This window comes from Litorivita pollutaquae, assembly GCF_003205515.1.
Taxonomy (GTDB): Bacteria; Pseudomonadota; Alphaproteobacteria; order Rhodobacterales; family Rhodobacteraceae; genus Litorivita; species Litorivita pollutaquae.
Genome location: NZ_KZ826494.1, coordinates 1 through 16,935, shown reverse-complemented (window position 1 = coordinate 16,935; position 16,935 = coordinate 1). Strand labels below are relative to the sequence as shown.

Sequence of the window (16,935 nt, the reverse complement as noted above, 5' to 3'; positions counted from 1 at the left end):
TCAGTTCCTCACCACAATCGTGCGGATCATATCCGCAACATGCTCACCGCGCTGGTTTGTCGCTTTGAATTTCTGCACGACGAAATCCATCGCGCCGTTCTTCTTGTCGTAAATATCGGCGATGCTCGATTGCATCGTGATGGTGTCACCGGCGCAGATCGGCTGATGATATTCAAACTCCTGTTCGCCATGCAGGATACGCGCGATATCGACGCCGAGCATGTCGAGAAACTGCATCGGGTTGTCCTGCTCCAGATCGACCGAAAACAGAAAGGTCGGCGCAGCGGGCAGGCTGGAATAGCCTGCGGCCTTTGCGGCATTTTCATCCAGATAAATCGGATCATTCTGCCCCGTGGCGCGGGCAAAGAACTTTAGCCGCCCTTTTTCGATCTCTACCGTGAACGGCTCGAAGCTGTGGCCGATGTATGATTTGTCAATCATCCCTGTCCCCCTCATTAAGTTGCTTGATACACGGTCATGACGCAGGCACCGCCAAGACCAAGATTATGTTGCAGCACCGTGCGCGCGCTCTCGACCTGCCGCTCATCTGCGGTGCCGCGCAGCTGGTGAGTCAACTCGTAACACTGCGCTAGTCCGGTCACGCCCAACGGGTGCACCATGGACAGAAAACCGCCCGAGGGGTTGGTCACGACCTTGCCACCATAGGTGCTGTCGCCGTAAACATATTCCTCATAAGCCTGCGGGATCGCATCATCGTTGCCCCCGAATCCGCCAGCGCATCGCGCACAGCGGCCGCGCCGAACACGGGATAGGGATCATGGTTCCCCAGCTTGTTGAATCTCGTCATCCCCACTCCGGCGACATAAACGCTCTGGGCCATTTTCTCGCTCCCCCTGAGGTTGTTCATTACACCCTTTAGTTACACTCACCCACGACCGGATTCCTGTCAACGAATTTTTGTAACCGAGCGGTGTAACGTTTTACATTCTCGGCAAATTCCGGCATATTCTCCTAAGGCAAAACGACTAAGCGGGCTGACGAGATGAGTAACGATCAATGGCACGATGTGGTCGAAAGCCGCGAAGCTCAGAGACGCAAGAAACGTCAGGCAGTCATCGAAACTGGTGTACGCCTCTTTAACGAGAACGGATTCGAGAAAACCTCGCTCGACGATTTGGCAAAATCTCTTGGGATCACGAAGCGCACGATTTACTACTATGTCCAATGTAAGGACGAGATCCTGGCGGAGGCACTACGCCAGAGCATACAGGCACTCGAACGCATCGCCTGGACGGTCGAGAATGACACGTGCAGCGCGGTTGACACGATCGAGGTGATCATCGACGCATACGCCCGCTGGATCGCGACGGATCTCGGAGCTTGTCTGGTGTTAACCCGCGAGAACATGCTGACCGACGAGGTCCGCGTTGAACTTCGAGCCACAAAACAGCAATTGGATCGGTTGATCCGCAAGGCGGTGACCGAAGGGATCGAGGCGGGCGAGATACGTGAAACCTGCGACCCTCGCCTGACGTCTGCGGCAATCTTTGGTGCGCTCAACTGGGTGCCCTATTGGAACCGTGGTTCAACGCCGACACCTGCATCCGACATATCCGACCAGTTTAAACGTTCCTTCATTCAGGGATTGAGGCGCTGAAGATCTGCGATCAGGCCATCGGTCGGCAGCGCAAGGCTCTTCTATAACATCACCCTCGCTGAGACGATCAATGTTCTCGATAACGCCAAGTGGACCTTTGCCGCTTTTGTACGCCCCCCAAATGAGGAGCCCCTGGTACCCTAAACGCTTGCTTCGTTCATTTTCCTTTGTTCCGTTTCATAATCAACTGGCGACAGCATGCCGTTGTTGGTGTGCTTGCATATCGGGTTTTAAAACATCTCGATATATTCGAACACGTCTCGCCTTGCAGCGTCGCGTGTGAAATATGAAGTCGCCGAGCACATTCAGAATACGGAACCTGCGGCCACAGGGCAGGCAGTCAGACACGACGTCGAGCGACCACCGTTGGTTCGCTGACCCCATGCTTGCGGCACAGCGCCTTCGCTCCAAGCCCAGCCTGATGCTTCTTCAAGATACCTATGATCTTTTCTTCGCTAAAACGGCTTCTCTTCATAGTCTGTCTCCTTAGTTGGACAACAGACTAACCTTAAGCGCCGGACTTTTCAGGGGAGCAGGTCACCTAGACCGAACCTCGCGCCTGGTGGCACTATGGGCATCCGTCAAGGCTTGCCGTCAAGAGGGGCTAGCAAGAGCCGAAGAAACACTTCGAGTTTGGTGAAGGCAGCGAGTTGAGCAGAGAATTCAGATCGATCGCCCCAAGGTCATCACAAAGACCGTCAGGAAAACTGAGCGCACCCGCTCAGGCTACGTGATCATGCGAACGCAGGCTATCGGACAACGCATTGATGGCCATCGGTGTCGTGGCCACGGCTGCATCTGCTGGCAAGCCGGTGGCCATGGACAGGTGAATATCGGCAAGGTCGATGAACCGGTTATAAAACGGTCACTCGTTGCAGCCCAAAAGATTGCAGGGATGCGGCGCATGTTGCGTCCAAACGCGGCCCCTTTGGCTGAGACCGCGTTCATGCACCAGACCGTTTTTCGCAATATTCGCTCCGCCCGTTTCAGACCTCCTTGCGGTCTTTGGCCGAGATATATGTATAGAACATCGGCACGACGAAAAGTGTGAACAGCGTGCCGATCACCAGCCCCGTGAAGATCACCAAACCCATTGCCTGACGCGCCCCGGCGCCGGCACCGGCGGCTGTCATCAGCGGAACCATTGCCACGGCAAGGGCCGCTGTTGTCATCAGGATCGGGCGCAAGCGCACTTTGGCGGAGTCGACGATCGCCTCGCGGATCGACATGCCTGTGTCTCGGCGCTGGTTGGCGAATTCGACCAGAAGGATACCATGCTTGGTGATGATCCCGATCAGGGTAATCAGGCCGACCTGCGTATAGATGTTCAACGTCCCTAGCCCGAGATTTAGCGGCAAGATCGCACCAAAGATCGACATCGGCACCGACATCAGAATAATCAACGGATCGCGGAAGCTCTCGAATTGGGCGGCCAACAGCAGGTAAATCACGATCAGGGCCGCAGCGAACGCGACCAGAATGGTGTTGCCCTGTTCGACCTCCAACCGGGACTGTCCAGCATAATCGACGAAGAATGAATCCGGCAGGTCTTCGCGGATGATGTCCACCAGCGTTGCGAGCCCCTCACCAGTGGTGACCCCCGGCAACGGCAAGGCCGAGAGGGTGGTCGAATTCAGCTGGTCGAACTGCTCGATCGCCGCCGGGGCCGCGTTTGTGGACACCTCAATCACCGATGAAAGAGGAATGACCGCGCCGCTTGCCGAGCGGATGAAGTAATCGCCCAACTGTTCGGGATTCGATCGAAAATCCTGCGGCACCTGAGTTATGACATCGTAACTTTGGGAATCGCGGTCGAACTTGCTGATCGCGCCGCCACCGACCAACACAGCCAGTGTCGTCCCCACATCCCGGATCGGCACGTTCAGCGCCGCTGCGCGTTCGCGGTCTATGGTCACGGTCACCTGCGGTGCATCGAAGGACAGCGAGTTTTGCACCACAATGAACCGCCCCGAAGCCTGTGCTTTCTGGCGGATTTCCTCGGCGACCTCATAGACCCGGCTGGAATCATCCGTCGATTGCAGAACAACCGAGATGGGCAAGCCACCCCCGGCCCCCGGTAGGGAGGGCGGGGAGAAGACCAGAGCCTCGACCCCGTCGACGCTGCTGATACGCGCCTGAATATCCTGTTGCACCTCTTGCTGGCTGCGCTCGCGGTCGCCCCAATCCTTGAGCGCCCAGACCGCAAACCCGGTGTTGGTCGCCCCGCCCAGACCGACGATCGAGAACTTATCGCGCACCTCTTCGAGGTCGTCTGTGCGCTCCTCGACCTGGTTGGCATAACGGCTGGTATAATCGCTCGTCGCATAACGCGGTGCCGTCATCAGAGAAAACAGCGCGCCGGCGTCTTCTTCCGGAGCCAGTTCGCCCGATGTTTTGACGAACATGAATCCGGTTAAAGCCGTCAGCGAAACCACCACCAAAAGCGTCACGGGGCGATAATCCAGTGAGGTATCTACCCGCCGCCCGAACCATGCCGACACCTTGTCCGATGTGCCGTCGACGATCTTCTGGAACCGGCTGTGCCCACCTCCCTTGAGCAGACGCGCCGACATCATCGGCGTGATGGTCAGCGCCACGACCCCAGAAATCAGGACCGCTCCCGCCAGAGTGAAGGCAAATTCGCGGAAAAGCGATCCAGTCAGCCCGCCAGCAAAGCCGATGGGCACAAACACCGCCACCAGCGTCAGAGACATCGCGATAATGGGGAGCCAGATTTCCTGCATCCCCTTGATCGCACCCTCCAGCGGCTTCATGCCATCGTCGATATGACGGTGGATGTTCTCGACCACGATGATCGCATCATCCACCACGAGCCCGATGGCCAACACCATCGCCAGCAAAGACAAAAGGTTAATCGAATAACCCATTGCGGCCAGAAAGAAACACACACCCACAAGCGACAGCGGGAGCGTGACCATGGGCATCAGGACAGAGCGGAACGAACCGAGAAAGAGCAGGATCACGATGATCACGATACCGACCGCTTCGGCGATGGTCTTGAACACCTCTTCGATGGAGGCACTGATCGTTTCGGTCGAATCGTAAACCAGCGACACATCCATGCCTTCCGGCAGGCTGTCGCGGATTTCGGGTAATTCATCCAGCACCCCACCCGCCACGTCCAAGGGGTTGGCTGATGGTGTGGGGAAGATGCCAACAAACGTACCGGCTTCGCCGTTGAAGCGCACCCTGGTATCGGTGCTTTCGGCGGCCAATTCCACGTCGGCGACATCGCGCAGCCGCACAACATCGTCACCCTTGCCTGAAATCGGCAGCGCACCAAAGGCTTCAGGCGTCTGAAGCGTCGAACGCAATGTGATCGAATAAGTCACATCGTCGTTTTGGGTCTTTCCGGGCGCGGAAAGGAAGTTGGACGCGTTGATCGCCGCCATCAGCTCGGACGCGGTCACACCGCGGCTGGCAAGGCGCACCGGATCGATCCAGACCCGCATTGCGTATTTTGCGGCACCGAGGATCTGCACTTCGGCAACGCCGTTGATTGTGGACATGCGGGGCCGGATCACCCTTTCCAGATACTCGGTCAGTTCTTCCGGCGACATTTGCGGGTTCTGAAACGCCAGATACATGATCGCGAACTGCTGACCGGTGCCCTTGACGATCACCGGATCCTCGGCTTCGCCCGGCAGGGCACCCCGCACCTGTTGCACCTTGGACATGACTTCGGTCAGCGCGATGTCAGGGTTGGCACCCAGTTCCATATTCACCGTCACCGAAGACGACGACGGACGGCTGGCCGAGGTCACATAGGCGAGATTTTCGGTGGTCGAGACCGCCGAGGCAATGGGGGCGGTGATAAATCCTTGTATGAGATCCGCACTGGCACCCGGATAGATGGTGTTGATCGTGATGACCGTCTCTTCCACCTCGGGGTATTGACGGACCGGCAGGTCAAGCAAACCTTGCAGACCCAACAGCATGATAAGCGCGCCCAGAACCGTCGATAGGACCGGGCGGCGGGTGAAAAGCTCTGGAAGGCTCATTCCGAGGCCTCCGCTTCGATGGCTTTGGTCGCCTCGTCTGCATGCGTGTCAAGCGCCGCAGCGTTGCCGGCGTCGGCTGTGTCGACCTTTGGCGTGTCGTTCGCATCCGCCTGCGGTGCTTCATCCTTTTTCGCCTGCGATGAATCGCCCTTTTCGGCCGCGGCGGCCTCGGACAGGGTCACGGGGCTGCCACTCGACAACCTGTTCTGCCCCGCTATGACGATCCGGTCGCCGGGTGCGACACCTTTCGTCACCTCGACCCGGTCATCCTGGTGCAGGCCGGTTTCGACGAACACCTGCCGGGTGACAAAGCCCGCATCCTCGCCGTCCTTGTTATTGGAAACGACCTTGTAGACATGATCGCCGTAAAGGCTGGCCACCACTGCCGTCTGGGGCAGCGCAATCACGCCATCCTCAACCGGCAGGGAAATGCGGACGCGCACGAACTGACCGGGATTTAGCCCACTGTCGAAATCGTCCAATTCGGCCCGGATCGACACCAGACGCGTCACCGGATCGATCTGCGGCTCGATCGCGGTGATGCGACCGCGCGCCAAAGCGCCCGCCTCGGACGTCACTTCGACCTGCTGACCGGCCTTGATGCGCGGGAGCTGTTGTTCGGGCAGCGAAAAATCGACCCGAAGCGTCGAAGTATCCTGAAGCGTCGCGATCTGCGCCCCGGTCGAAACGAATTCGCCGACCTCGACTTGCGGAATGCCTATCTCGCCGCTGAACGGCGCTTTGATGACCTTCTGGTCGATCTGCGCCTGAATCTGCTTCACCTGCGCTTTGGCCGAGGACAGGTTCGCCTGCGCCTCCTGCACTGCTGAACTGGCGGCCACACCCCGTTCACCAAGCGAGGTCACACGGTCCAGCGATTGTTGTGCCAGTTGCTGCGCCGCTACGGCCGCAGCCTTTTGCGCCAACTCGATGGTATCCGAAATCGTCAGCAGGACCTGCCCCTCTTCAACCCTCTGGTTGGCCCGGAAATTCACCTCGCGTACGATACCGCCCGCCTCGACCGATAATTCGATGCCCCGCGCCGCATAGACCGTGCCGATTGCCTCAAGCCCCGGCGCCCATTCTCCGGTGTCAGCGATCACCGTCGACACGGGCACAGCAGGCGCAGAACGATTGGCAAAGATATCCGCGATCATGTTGTCACGGAACATGTTGAAGCCCACGACGCCCACGCCAATCAGGCCAAGGACGATAACGGCGATAATGAGACGTTTGATCATGTGGAATCCTGTCGATGTGGTGCCGGACCTACGAGAGAGGCCTTGCGGCGGGTGCGCGCTTCACTGTACCGTCCGGACGGTATTGTCAAGGAGGGGGCATGTCAAAGACCATCACATCTTCGAAAATGAAGACGCGCAACCGAATTATCGCCGCCGCGCGCGATCTAGCCGCAGAACGAGGACCGCGCCATATCTCCATAGCAGAAGTGGCGGTCAGGGCCGGATTGTCCAAGGGCGGGGTGCTGTATCATTTTCACACCAAGGCCGAGATGCTGGCTGCCATCGTCAGCTTTCACGTCGAAAAAACCGCCGAGCGGATTGAGCATCATATGCCGGAGGCTGGACAGAATCGGCTGGCGCAGGCCTTGATCGCCGCGCATCGCGATGAACGACAAGAGCCGACGCCCGCCTCGTCGGGAATTTTCGCGGTCCTAGCCGAACATTCCAATCTTCTTGACCCCGTCCGCCGCCATCAACAGGCCATCCTCGACACATTGCAGCGCGAATCAAACGACCCCGAGCTTGCGATGATCGTGCTTCTTGCACTTGAAGGCATGCGGGCCTTTTCCCTGTTTGAATTCGACATCCTCGCGCCTGAAACGGAAGAGGCACTTCTGGACCGGATGAACGATCTACTGACGTCTGCATCAATCCCCACTTGTGACGATCTCTCGGGGACGTGAACTAAGCTTGGTCCAACTTTATATGACGACGGACACTTCCGGAATGAAGGGGTACGGTTTTGGCTTCCCTTGAGAGATTTGCGAGTGCGCATAATGTGGCGCCCGCTGCAGATCTGTGGATTTTTAAAACTCCCTCATCGTACTCCACTGCTGTTATGGGCGCGGAGCGCCACAGCTGAGGTGTCTTTTTGCGGATGCTGAGCAGAGTGGGCAGGCGAGGCTGTGGCGAGTGTGAAAGAACTTGTTGTGCATCTTCGAAGGAGACTGAGCGACGATTGACCATTCTTGGGTCGCCTGTTTCAATCACACCTTGATGCCATGAAGGGGCTTTGAGAAGGGTGTTCAGGGAGAACATTGGCGTTCCGGGAGAGCTCAAGAGCAGAAAGTATGCCAGCTCCAGAGTTTTCTCAGACCGCGTTTCCAAAGGCTCGTGGAGTGGCGCGTTTATTTCTTAGACCGTGTCGTTCTTCCTTGTCGCATAGGAAACTAGGGGCTATTCAATTGGACGCAAGCCTCGACCAGAAATGGAAATGAACAGAATTCTGCAACGCGAGGCGAAACCCTCTACCGACATCTGGCTTTGGTTAACCGTTGGCGTATGAGCTTTGCGATGACAGAATGATTGTCCCCATCGAAGCGGATCATCCCGCCGGCGTCACAGGCTGCGAAGAAGAATTTCTGCAGTGATTGAGATTGGCGCGTCGCTGCTTTGGACCTTGCCGCTGTAAATTTGTTTTTCGATATCAACCGCAGACAGGGTAATGCGCGCCCGCCCATCTATCAGCTCACCGGAGTTGATAATGAATTCAGTGATAGCGCTGTACATCGGCGGCGCATCTCGAAAGCGGGCACCGTTGAGGCTGCCGAGCCCATAGATTTGTCCATCTGTGATACCGTAGTCACGGGCGGTTTGCTCTATCGTCGCGCACAGGTCAGTGTTGGGGCGTAAGGTCATGAGAACAGCATCGGCGGATTGCACGGGCGGAACCACCGGGCAAGCACGGAACAGGTCAAAGCAGGTTTCATCATCGGGCAACCGCTCGAAACGGCCGCCCTTGAAACCTGTTGCCGTCAACGTCACGGACCGTGAAACGGTACAAAGCGGCGCGAGCATATGCCCCAGCGTTGCGCCATCAGAAGAGGTCCAGATCCCGTGGCAGTGAGTAAAGGGACCGCCGCCATGGTGGCCAACAGACATTCCGCCCATGTCAACGCGGGTCTCTCCGGCGGGCTCATAGGTTTCGCTATACCATGCAACGCGGGTGCCATCGATTGATTTGGCAGGCATGACAAAAGCGTAAGGATCAGCATGCAAACCAGCCATATCAACCCATGCGCCATCACACCCCGCGTCGGCCACCGCGGCGCAAATGGCGTCCTCCACCCGCTGACCAGCCTCCAGATGAATATCCAGATCGTGCGTGCGCACTGGAACGGCGTGAAACCGCTGCGGGTTCACAGGTCCGGGATGGAGCATTGGGGGATTGGCCCGGGTGATGGGCAGGGGCGAACTCATGCCCTGACTGCCGTATCAATCAAGCCGCGCTGCTCCAGTGTCTCGCGGATGATCTTCTTGGTAATTTTACCATAGGCCGATTTCGGCATTTCTTCGAGCACAACAAACCGTCTTGGCATTTTGTATCCTGCTATTTGAGGTTTGAGCCAATCGTACAAGATTTCCGGCGTAACATCGGCACCTGTGCGCAAAACGCAAACGGCAATGCCGGATTCGCCCCAGACAGGATCGGGCACACCTAAAACGGCAACTTCACTGACAGCGTCGTGGACAAGTATTTTTTCCTCGATCTCGCGCGGGTAGATATTGGAGCCTCCCGAGATGTACATGTCGGACTCGCGGCCCGTGATGAAAAGATACCCCTGCTCATCAACATAGCCCAGATCACCAGTGCGGAACCAACCATTGCGGAAGGATTTGGCGTTGGCTTCGGGGTTGTTATAATAGCCCGCAAACACGGCAGGTCCGATCACACAAATTTCGCCCTGCTGCCCTGTCGGCATTTCGCTGCCATCACTGGCCTGAATGGAGATCTCGATTCCGGTGCGCGGATGACCACAGCTGCCGATCCGCATTTTGTCATCCTCCTCGAAATGCTCGGCGGGGGGCAGAACCGTAATGTTGCCGGTGACTTCGCCCAAGCCGAAATACTGAACCAGCACTTTGCCAAGAACGGACAGTGCAAATTTCTGATCAGAGCGGTACATAGGTGCCCCCGCATAAATCATATGCTTCAGCGAGGAGAGGTCATAGCGGTTCACACTTTCATGCTCGACCAGCATTTTTACGATTGTCGGAACGGTGAACATGTTACTGATCTGGTGATCCTGGACGATTTTCCAGGCGGTTTCGGGATCAAACCGGCCCGATGGGAACAATACCGTGGCTGCGCCCGCAACAACTTGGGTCAACTGATGTACGCCCGCGCCGTGACTGAGCGGCGCAAGGCACAAGGACCGCGCCTGAGCAGTTATGCCTGGCATCAGATCATGCAAGTGGTTCAACAGGACAAAAGCCATTTGCCCATGGGTCAGAACAGAGGCTTTAGGTCGTCCTGTCGTTCCGGACGTATAGAAGAACCAGCACGGATCATCACGATCAACCGCCGTGTTGGGCACCGTGTTCCCCATGTAGGTTTTGACAACTGTATCGAAATCACTCTCGTCTCCGTCCTCACCGCCAATCACCAGCGTAAAGCGGCGCTCGGGAGTGTCACAAGCCGCCATGTGATCGGGAAACTCCGCCCCGCAGATCATGCCGGATGCGCCCGAGGATTCCGCCAGCCAAGACACCTCTTCAGGGGTTTGGCGAAAGTTTGCAGGCACCCAGACGGCACCCAGCCGAAAGCAAGCGAGCATGGATTCAAACATCTGGTTACAGTTCTGGGACTGGATCAGGACACGGTCCCCTTTGGTCACGCCAAAGCGGTCTTGCAGCCCAAAGGCCAGCGCATTCACACGGGCATTCATCTGCGCCCATGTCCATTGCTCCTCCCCCCAGACCAGCGCCAACTGATCGCCCAAGCGCGCCGCGTTGCGAGTCAGATGGTTGGCGAGGTTGGACACACGCGTGGTCGACGGGGCGATGCCCCCTTTAGGATCTGCCTTCGTAGACGCCCAAGTTTTCATTTCACACGCTCCAGAACCGACATATAGTTGGCAACCGCAGCGCCGCCCATGTTGAATACGCCGGCCAATCTGGGGTCTTTGGCCTGCATGCCCTCAGGAGCCTCATCCGCAAGCTGCATCGCAGCCATCACGTGCATGGAGACGCCGGTGGCTCCGATGGGATGCCCTTTGGACTTCAGACCTCCGGACAGATTAACCGGAAGGCGACCGTCTTTGTGGGTGATGCCGTCCCGGATGACGTCGGCACCTTTGCCCGGCTCCGCGAGCCCCATTGCCTCATACTCCAACAATTCCGCGATGGTAAAACAATCGTGCGTCTCGACCAGATCCAGATCATCAAGGTTTAACTTGGCAGCGGCCAGCGATTCCGCCCAAGCGCGTTTGGCCCCATCAAAACTGGTGATGTCACGGCGGGACATGGCAAGTGTTTCGTTGGTGTGCGTGCGCGCGCGAAAAGCAATAGCCCGCTCAAGTCCCGCTGCCACATCCGCCGAAGCCACGATCATTGCAGCAGCACCGTCCGACACCAGCGAGCAATCAGTGCGCCGCAAAGGGGCCGCCACATAAGGATTGCGGTCGGTGACCTCGTTACATTGCTCGAAGGTGAAAGGCTTTTGCATGTGGGCATATGGATTTTGCACACCATTTTGGTGATTTTTTGACGCAATCATCGCCAGTGCATCCGAGCAATCGCCGTATTTGTCAAAATAATGCTGGGTGATTTGGCCAAACAGACCTGCGAAACCACCTGTGACATTTGCCTCTTCGCGGCGATAGCATGCTCCCAGAAGGATATCTCCGACGTCGGCTGTTGGCAGCGCGCTCATCTTCTCAGCCCCCACCACCAGTGCAATCTTACCACGACCGGATTCGATGAAATCAAGGGCGCAGTAGAGCGCGGCCGAGCCTGTGGCGCAGGCATTTTCCATGCGCACGGCCGGAGTACTGCCAAGCTGGTTCATGGCCATTCCGACCAGCGCGCCCTGAAAGTCCTGTTTTGAAAAGCCGTTGTTCATGACGCCCACAAATATGCCGTCGATGTCGGCAGCACTGACACCTGCGTGTTGCAGCGCGGGGGCGATGACTTCGGCCATAAGGGATTCAGTATCGGGTGCAGAGGATTTTCCGAACTTGCTATGTGACCAACCGACGATCTGTGCATTCTTCATGGTGAATTTCCTTTTTTTTGTGTGAGTATGACCGGCTGTTACTTGGCGGCGGGTGAGCCGGTTTGAAGGGGTTTGCTGGCAAGGGTTTTAGAGGCCGGCAGTGAAAATACATTGGCGATGCGCGCTTCCAGCCTGGTAACTTCTTCAAGCAACGCGGCTCCGAGTGTGGCTTGGCGATCGGGGCCCATACGGCTGTCGATCGCGGCAATGCTGAGGGCACCGGCCACGCGCCCGTCAGGCAGGTGAAATGCGGCACCGACCCCCCATGAATTGGTCAGCAACAGTCCAGGGTTCACAGAGTAACCCCTCTCTGTCGCTTGAGCGATCAAAGGCGCCAAAGCTTCGGGGCTGAAGCCCGGGAAATTCGCATGCAGGATTTCGCGGTTGCGGTTCAGGATTTCGGCCTGCTCTTGCCCGTCAAGGGCGGCGAGTATGGCCAGAGAGCCGGCGCCCACACCGAGCGGGTGACGATTCCCGATCTCAAGCGCGTGAGTGCGTATGGGAAACGCGCCCTCTTCTTTAGCGAGGCACACAGAGTGATAATCGCGGCGCACAGACAGGAAAACGGTATCGCCGCTCAGGCGGGCAAGATCGAGCAGGCTTTCGCGCGTGAGATCAATAAGATCAAAGCGCTTTGCAGCCAGCACACCGAGAACATATGTCTCCTCGCCGAGATAATAGCGCCGGGTGGTCGCGTCCTGTTCGACCATACGTGCGCGCATCAACGCCAACAGCAAGCGCCGCGCGGTTGGACGGCTAAGCCCTGTGCTCTGCACAATCGCTGACAGCCCGACACCCTCAACGGGGCAGCGGCCAATAAGCGACAAGAGCGCCAGAGCGCGATCAACGCTCTGGGCGCCGATGCTTTCCATAGGTGTTTTCACAACCGTCATTGCCTCATGCAATCCCTTGAAGTCCACATTATGGACGCCCCGCCGAGAGTAACTTAAACGCTAACCGGCTCACATTCCCAATTTGAGCCTAGTGTTGAGCAATATTTGGCATGTTTCAAGACATCAAATCAGAATTTTAGGTGAGAGTTGAAATTTTCACTTGCAACAGCATCCAAAATATGGACCTTCTGTCGCCGGAGACCTCCTATGAGGAGGATGGGAAACTGGAGGAAATGGAATGTCTAAACTCAATATCATTTTTGCAGCCGCAATTTCGGCTGCTGCCGCGATCAGCACGGCGGCAACGGCTGAAACGCTACGCCTGTCACACAACACCGGTGACGCTACATCCTGGCACAAGGGCGCCGAGAAATTCTCGGAGCTGATGAAGGATACGAGCGGCGGCGATCTCGATGTGCGGGTTTTCCCGAATGCGCAGCTGTCCGGTGGTGACCAGATGAAACAAGCCGAAATGGTCGGCCGTGGTGCGCTTGACTTTGTTGTCACCTCCGCAATCAACGTGACCCCGATTGTGCCTGAGATGGCTGTCTTCTCGCTGCCCTATCTCTATTCGGATTATGACGCAGTAGACGCGACAACAGCCGGCGCCCCGGGCGACAAGATGAAAGAAATCATGGCGGAGCACGGCATTGTGGTATTGGCTTGGGGCGAAAACGGCTTTCGCGAAGTTACAAACAATGTCCATCCGATCAAATCACCGGCAGACCTTAAGGGCCTGAAAATGCGCGTTGCGGGTCCGATGTATATCGACGTGATGACAGCATTGGGCGCAAACCCGCAGCAGATGCAGTGGACAGAAACATTCAGCGCGTTGCAGCAGGGCGTTGTGGACGGTCAGGAAAATCCGATCGGCGCGGTGATCGTGCCCCAGCGTGTATATGAAGTCCAAAAATACATCACGCCATGGCACTATTCCTATGACCCCATCTTCCTTGGTGTCAGCCAGAAGAAATGGGACAGTTGGGACGCCGACACGCAGGCCAAGGTGCAGGCCGCTGCGAGCGAAGCGATGAATTTTCAGAAGGAAGTGACCCGTGAAGAAACCGCCGCAGGCCTCGACAAGCTGCGCGAAGAAGGCATGGAAGTTTACGAACCTTCGGCCGAAGAGCTGCAAGCCTTCCGCGAGGCCACAAAAGAGCCTTTCGACAAATGGGCCGCCAAAGTCGGCCCCGAGCTTGTCGAGCTGTTCCAGACGGCCATCGGCACTGCAAACTGATCACGCTTAGAACAACGCATCTCGCCGCCGGCGGGGTGCGTTATCTCTTTTTAAAACGCCTGCACGTCTTTGAGAGACGAGACGTTCATAACAAAGGTAGTCCGCCATGCAGAATCCGATGTTTAAAATTGTTGATCGGCTGGAGGAGTACATTTGCAGCATCATCTTTCTGGTGATGACGATTATCGGCTTTGCCAACGTGCTGGTGCGATACCTTTCCAATTATTCGTTTGCATCGACGCAGGAAATTTTGCTGAACGGCTTTTTGCTGCTGACCGTTTTCGGCGCGGCGATAGCGGCGCGGCGCGGGGAACATCTTGCCGTGTCGCTGTTAGCGGATTTGCTGCCCACTGCCATGCAGCCTTTTATGCGCTGGTTTGCGCTTCTTCTGAGTGTTGCGCTGCTGGCACTGTCCGCGTGGTATTGCGCTGAAATGGTGATGAACCAACGTGCCAGCGGAAGCGTTTCGCCGGGACTTCAGGTGCCGTCATGGTATTACTCGCTGGCTCTGCCACTCGGATTTCTGCTGATTGCACTGCGCCTTGTGCAAAGCGCGTTTGCATCGCGAAAGGCGGCGCACCATGTTTAATCTTGAAACCGGCACCTTGATGCTGATCCTGTTCGCGGTTCTGTTGGCGATCCGTGTTCCTGTGGCTTTCTCGCTTGGTCTGTCGGCGCTTTTTGCCATGTGGCAGATGGGCTTTGGACTTGATCTGGTCGGAGATTTGCTCGCCAGTGGCATCACCAAATTCTCGCTTCTGGCGATTCCGTTTTTCATTCTTGCCGGTATTTTGATGGGCACGGCCGGCATGGCGGACCGGATGATCCGGTTTTTCCGCGTCCTGATCGGAAGCCTGCCCGGAGGTATGGGGCTTGTTGGTGTCGTGGTCAGCCTGTTCTGGGGGGCTGTCTCGGGCTCTGGCCCTGCGTCTGTAGCTGCGATCGGGCCGATGGTGATCCGTGGTATGGTCGAGGATGGATATCCGAAGGCATTTGCCGCAGCGATGGTCTGCACGGGTGCGGCCCTTTCCATTGTTATTCCCCCGTCTATCGGTCTGGTGATTTATGGGGTGATTGCCGAAGTTTCTATCGGTGATCTGTTCATCGCTGCGATCCTGCCCGGTGCGGTCATGGGCGCGCTGATGCTTGCGGCTCTGCCTGTTGTCAGCCGTCAGCGGGCCGTTGCAAAGACGTCCAATCTGGCCGAGCTTGCGCCGATGCCTTATGGCGAGTTCAACTTTCCAAAGCGCCTCTGGCTGAGCTTTATGGATGCGGTGTGGGGCTTGTTGACACCTGTTGTGATCCTCGGGGGTATTTATTCGGGGATTTTCACGCCGACCGAAGCCGCTATCGTGGCCGTGGTCTATGCATTGTTCATTGGCTTCTTTGTGTACCGCAGCCTCACAATTCCGTCCCTGTTTGACGCCTTGATTGATGCCTCGGCCTCGTCAGCGGTTGTCATGCTGGTTGTCACTTTCGCCAGTCTTTTTGGCTGGGTCGTCACTGTGGACGATGTGGTCGGGCGTTATTCGGAAGGCTTGCTTGCCCTCAGCTCGTCTGAGTGGATGATTATGCTGGTGATGGCGATCATTCTGCTGATCGCGGGGATGTTCATGGATGCGGTGACGATCATGTTCATTTCGCTCCCGATTTTTCTGCCGGTGGTGCGCGCACTTGAGTGGGATCCGATCTGGTTTGGTGTGTTCCTGATGATCAACCTTGCTATCGGGCTATTTACACCGCCCGTCGGCATAAACCTGTTCGTGGCCGCGAACGTGGCCAAGCTATCGCTGGAGCGGATCGCTGTGGCGGCGGTTCCCTTCCTTGTGACCAGTCTCATCGGCCTTGTCATCATTGCAGGCTGGCCCGAGTTGACGACCTATTTGCTCGCTTGGATGAAATGACCTTTCCGCGTGCTGAAATCCTTTGAGATCAGGAGTACTGACATGACCCAGAAAGTAGCGCTTGTGACGGGGGCCGCGCGCGGCATCGGACTGGCAACCACAGCACTTTTCATCGAGCAAGGCTGGCTGGTGGCGATGGTGGATCGCGACGGCGACGAGTTGAAAGTCGCGGTCAAGCAATTCAATCAGGCCCGCCCCTATGAGTTTGATGTGTCGCGCCCCGACGATGTGGACCAGATGATGGAAGCCGTCCTCGCGGATTTCGGCCGCGTTGATGCGGTTGTCAACAATGCAGGTGTTGCTGATTTCCGCCCGCTGGAGCAAACGAGTTTCGCTGATTGGCGGCGGATCATGGAGACCAACCTCGACGGGGTTTTTCTGGTGTCACAGGCCGCCACTCCTGCGCTCAGAAAAACCAAAGGCGCGCTGGTGAACATTGCATCCATCAGCGGTCTGCGCGGCTCGACCCTCAGAGTGGCTTACGGCACCTCAAAGGCCGCAGTCATCCATCTGACCAAGCAACAGGCGGCAGAGCTTGGTGAACACGGCATTCGCGCGAACTGTGTTTGTCCGGGGCCGGTGCGCACGAAACTGGCCATGGCGGTTCATTCTCCGGAGATTATCGCCGCCTATCACGACACGATCCCACTGAACCGCTATGGATCGGAGCGAGAACTGGCCGAAGTGATTACCTTCCTGTGTTCCGAGAAAGCCAGCTATGTGACCGGACAGGTCATCGCTGCGGACGGCGGCTTTGAAAGCACGGGCGTAGGCTTGCCAGCGCTTCGCAGTTGAACGGACAGTACTGACTTGGCACTTCAGGCATCAATATTTCATGTTTGAGGCTATCTCCGTAAGCGGACATAGGCCCGTAGTACAGGATCTAGAAATTCATAAGTGGACCTGTCACGCTTTTGTGCCGCTCCAAGTGCTCGTTTAAGCCACTTTCCGTTCAAAAGCGACCGGGCTTTTCCAGCCTAATGCTGAGTGTCGGCGGCGCGGATTGTAGAACCCGTTAATGCAT

At 57.1% G+C, this 16,935-nt stretch carries 14 protein-coding genes and 2 pseudogenes; 6 read left to right on the top strand and 10 right to left on the bottom strand.

Features of this window, described 5'->3' with window-relative positions; translation table 11 throughout:
• Nucleotides 1-441: a MaoC family dehydratase N-terminal domain-containing protein gene (locus tag DI396_RS15735; protein WP_110797322.1), complete on the bottom strand. Its 441-nt coding sequence runs from the start codon at nt 439-441 to the stop codon at nt 1-3.
• Nucleotides 442-455: 14 nt separating this feature from the next.
• On the bottom strand, nt 456-707 hold the full coding sequence (locus tag DI396_RS15730) for a thiolase C-terminal domain-containing protein (RefSeq protein WP_456237232.1): 252 nt from the start codon (nt 705-707) through the stop codon (nt 456-458).
• A 296-nt stretch (nt 708-1,003) separates the two neighbouring features.
• Between DI396_RS15730 and DI396_RS15720 the strand changes: the two genes are divergently transcribed.
• Nucleotides 1,004-1,618, top strand: a complete 615-nt coding sequence (locus DI396_RS15720; protein ID WP_110797318.1) for a TetR/AcrR family transcriptional regulator — start codon at nt 1,004-1,006, stop codon at nt 1,616-1,618.
• A gap of 140 nt (nt 1,619-1,758) precedes the next feature.
• On the opposite strand, the pseudogene DI396_RS16815 reads toward DI396_RS15720, so the two are convergent.
• From DI396_RS16815 to DI396_RS15700, 4 genes and pseudogenes are all read right to left on the bottom strand, one after another.
• Nucleotides 1,759-1,905, bottom strand: a pseudogene (locus tag DI396_RS16815) (IS3 family transposase); the annotation flags it as partial.
• A 77-nt stretch (nt 1,906-1,982) separates the two neighbouring features.
• Nucleotides 1,983-2,093: pseudogene (locus DI396_RS15710) on the bottom strand (transposase); the annotation flags it as partial.
• A gap of 511 nt (nt 2,094-2,604) precedes the next feature.
• Nucleotides 2,605-5,640, bottom strand: coding sequence for an efflux RND transporter permease subunit (locus DI396_RS15705; protein ID WP_110797315.1), 3,036 nt, complete (start codon nt 5,638-5,640; stop codon nt 2,605-2,607).
• Nucleotides 5,637-6,881: an efflux RND transporter periplasmic adaptor subunit gene (locus DI396_RS15700; RefSeq protein ID WP_110797313.1), complete on the bottom strand. Its 1,245-nt coding sequence runs from the start codon at nt 6,879-6,881 to the stop codon at nt 5,637-5,639. Before DI396_RS15700 ends, DI396_RS15705 begins: the two co-directional genes overlap by 4 nt.
• A 98-nt stretch (nt 6,882-6,979) precedes the next feature.
• Here DI396_RS15700 and DI396_RS15695 point away from each other — a divergent pair, with 98 nt between their 5' ends.
• Nucleotides 6,980-7,564 (top strand): TetR/AcrR family transcriptional regulator, encoded by a 585-nt coding sequence (locus DI396_RS15695; RefSeq protein WP_162617254.1) that lies wholly within the window; start codon nt 6,980-6,982, stop codon nt 7,562-7,564.
• Between the two features lie 655 nt (nt 7,565-8,219).
• On the opposite strand, the gene DI396_RS15690 is transcribed toward DI396_RS15695, so the two are convergent.
• The 4 genes from DI396_RS15690 to DI396_RS15675 are packed head-to-tail and all read right to left on the bottom strand — an operon-like array spanning nt 8,220 to nt 12,770.
• Nucleotides 8,220-9,080, bottom strand: a complete 861-nt coding sequence (locus DI396_RS15690; protein WP_110797310.1) for a PPC domain-containing DNA-binding protein — start codon at nt 9,078-9,080, stop codon at nt 8,220-8,222.
• Nucleotides 9,077-10,708: an acyl-CoA synthetase gene (locus tag DI396_RS15685; RefSeq protein ID WP_110797309.1), complete on the bottom strand. Its 1,632-nt coding sequence runs from the start codon at nt 10,706-10,708 to the stop codon at nt 9,077-9,079. Before DI396_RS15685 ends, DI396_RS15690 begins: the two co-directional genes overlap by 4 nt.
• Entirely contained in the window at nt 10,705-11,877 is a 1,173-nt protein-coding gene (locus DI396_RS15680) for an acetyl-CoA acetyltransferase (protein ID WP_110797307.1), read from the bottom strand. Before DI396_RS15680 ends, DI396_RS15685 begins: the two co-directional genes overlap by 4 nt.
• Nucleotides 11,878-11,915: 38 nt before the next feature.
• Nucleotides 11,916-12,770: an IclR family transcriptional regulator gene (locus DI396_RS15675; protein WP_110797305.1), complete on the bottom strand. Its 855-nt coding sequence runs from the start codon at nt 12,768-12,770 to the stop codon at nt 11,916-11,918.
• Between the two features lie 238 nt (nt 12,771-13,008).
• Between DI396_RS15675 and DI396_RS15670 the strand changes: the two genes are divergently transcribed.
• From DI396_RS15670 to DI396_RS15655, 4 genes are all read left to right on the top strand, one after another.
• On the top strand, nt 13,009-14,007 hold the full coding sequence (locus DI396_RS15670; protein ID WP_110797303.1) for a DctP family TRAP transporter solute-binding subunit: 999 nt from the start codon (nt 13,009-13,011) through the stop codon (nt 14,005-14,007).
• Nucleotides 14,008-14,113: 106 nt separating this feature from the next.
• Nucleotides 14,114-14,596 (top strand): TRAP transporter small permease, encoded by a 483-nt coding sequence (locus tag DI396_RS15665; protein ID WP_235851909.1) that lies wholly within the window; start codon nt 14,114-14,116, stop codon nt 14,594-14,596.
• Entirely contained in the window at nt 14,589-15,911 is a 1,323-nt protein-coding gene (locus DI396_RS15660) for a TRAP transporter large permease (protein ID WP_110797302.1), read from the top strand. Before DI396_RS15665 ends, DI396_RS15660 begins: the two co-directional genes overlap by 8 nt.
• A gap of 42 nt (nt 15,912-15,953) precedes the next feature.
• A complete protein-coding gene (locus tag DI396_RS15655) occupies nt 15,954-16,706 on the top strand; it encodes an SDR family NAD(P)-dependent oxidoreductase (RefSeq protein ID WP_110797300.1) in 753 nt (250 codons plus the stop codon).
• Nucleotides 16,707-16,935: the final 229 nt, after the last annotated feature.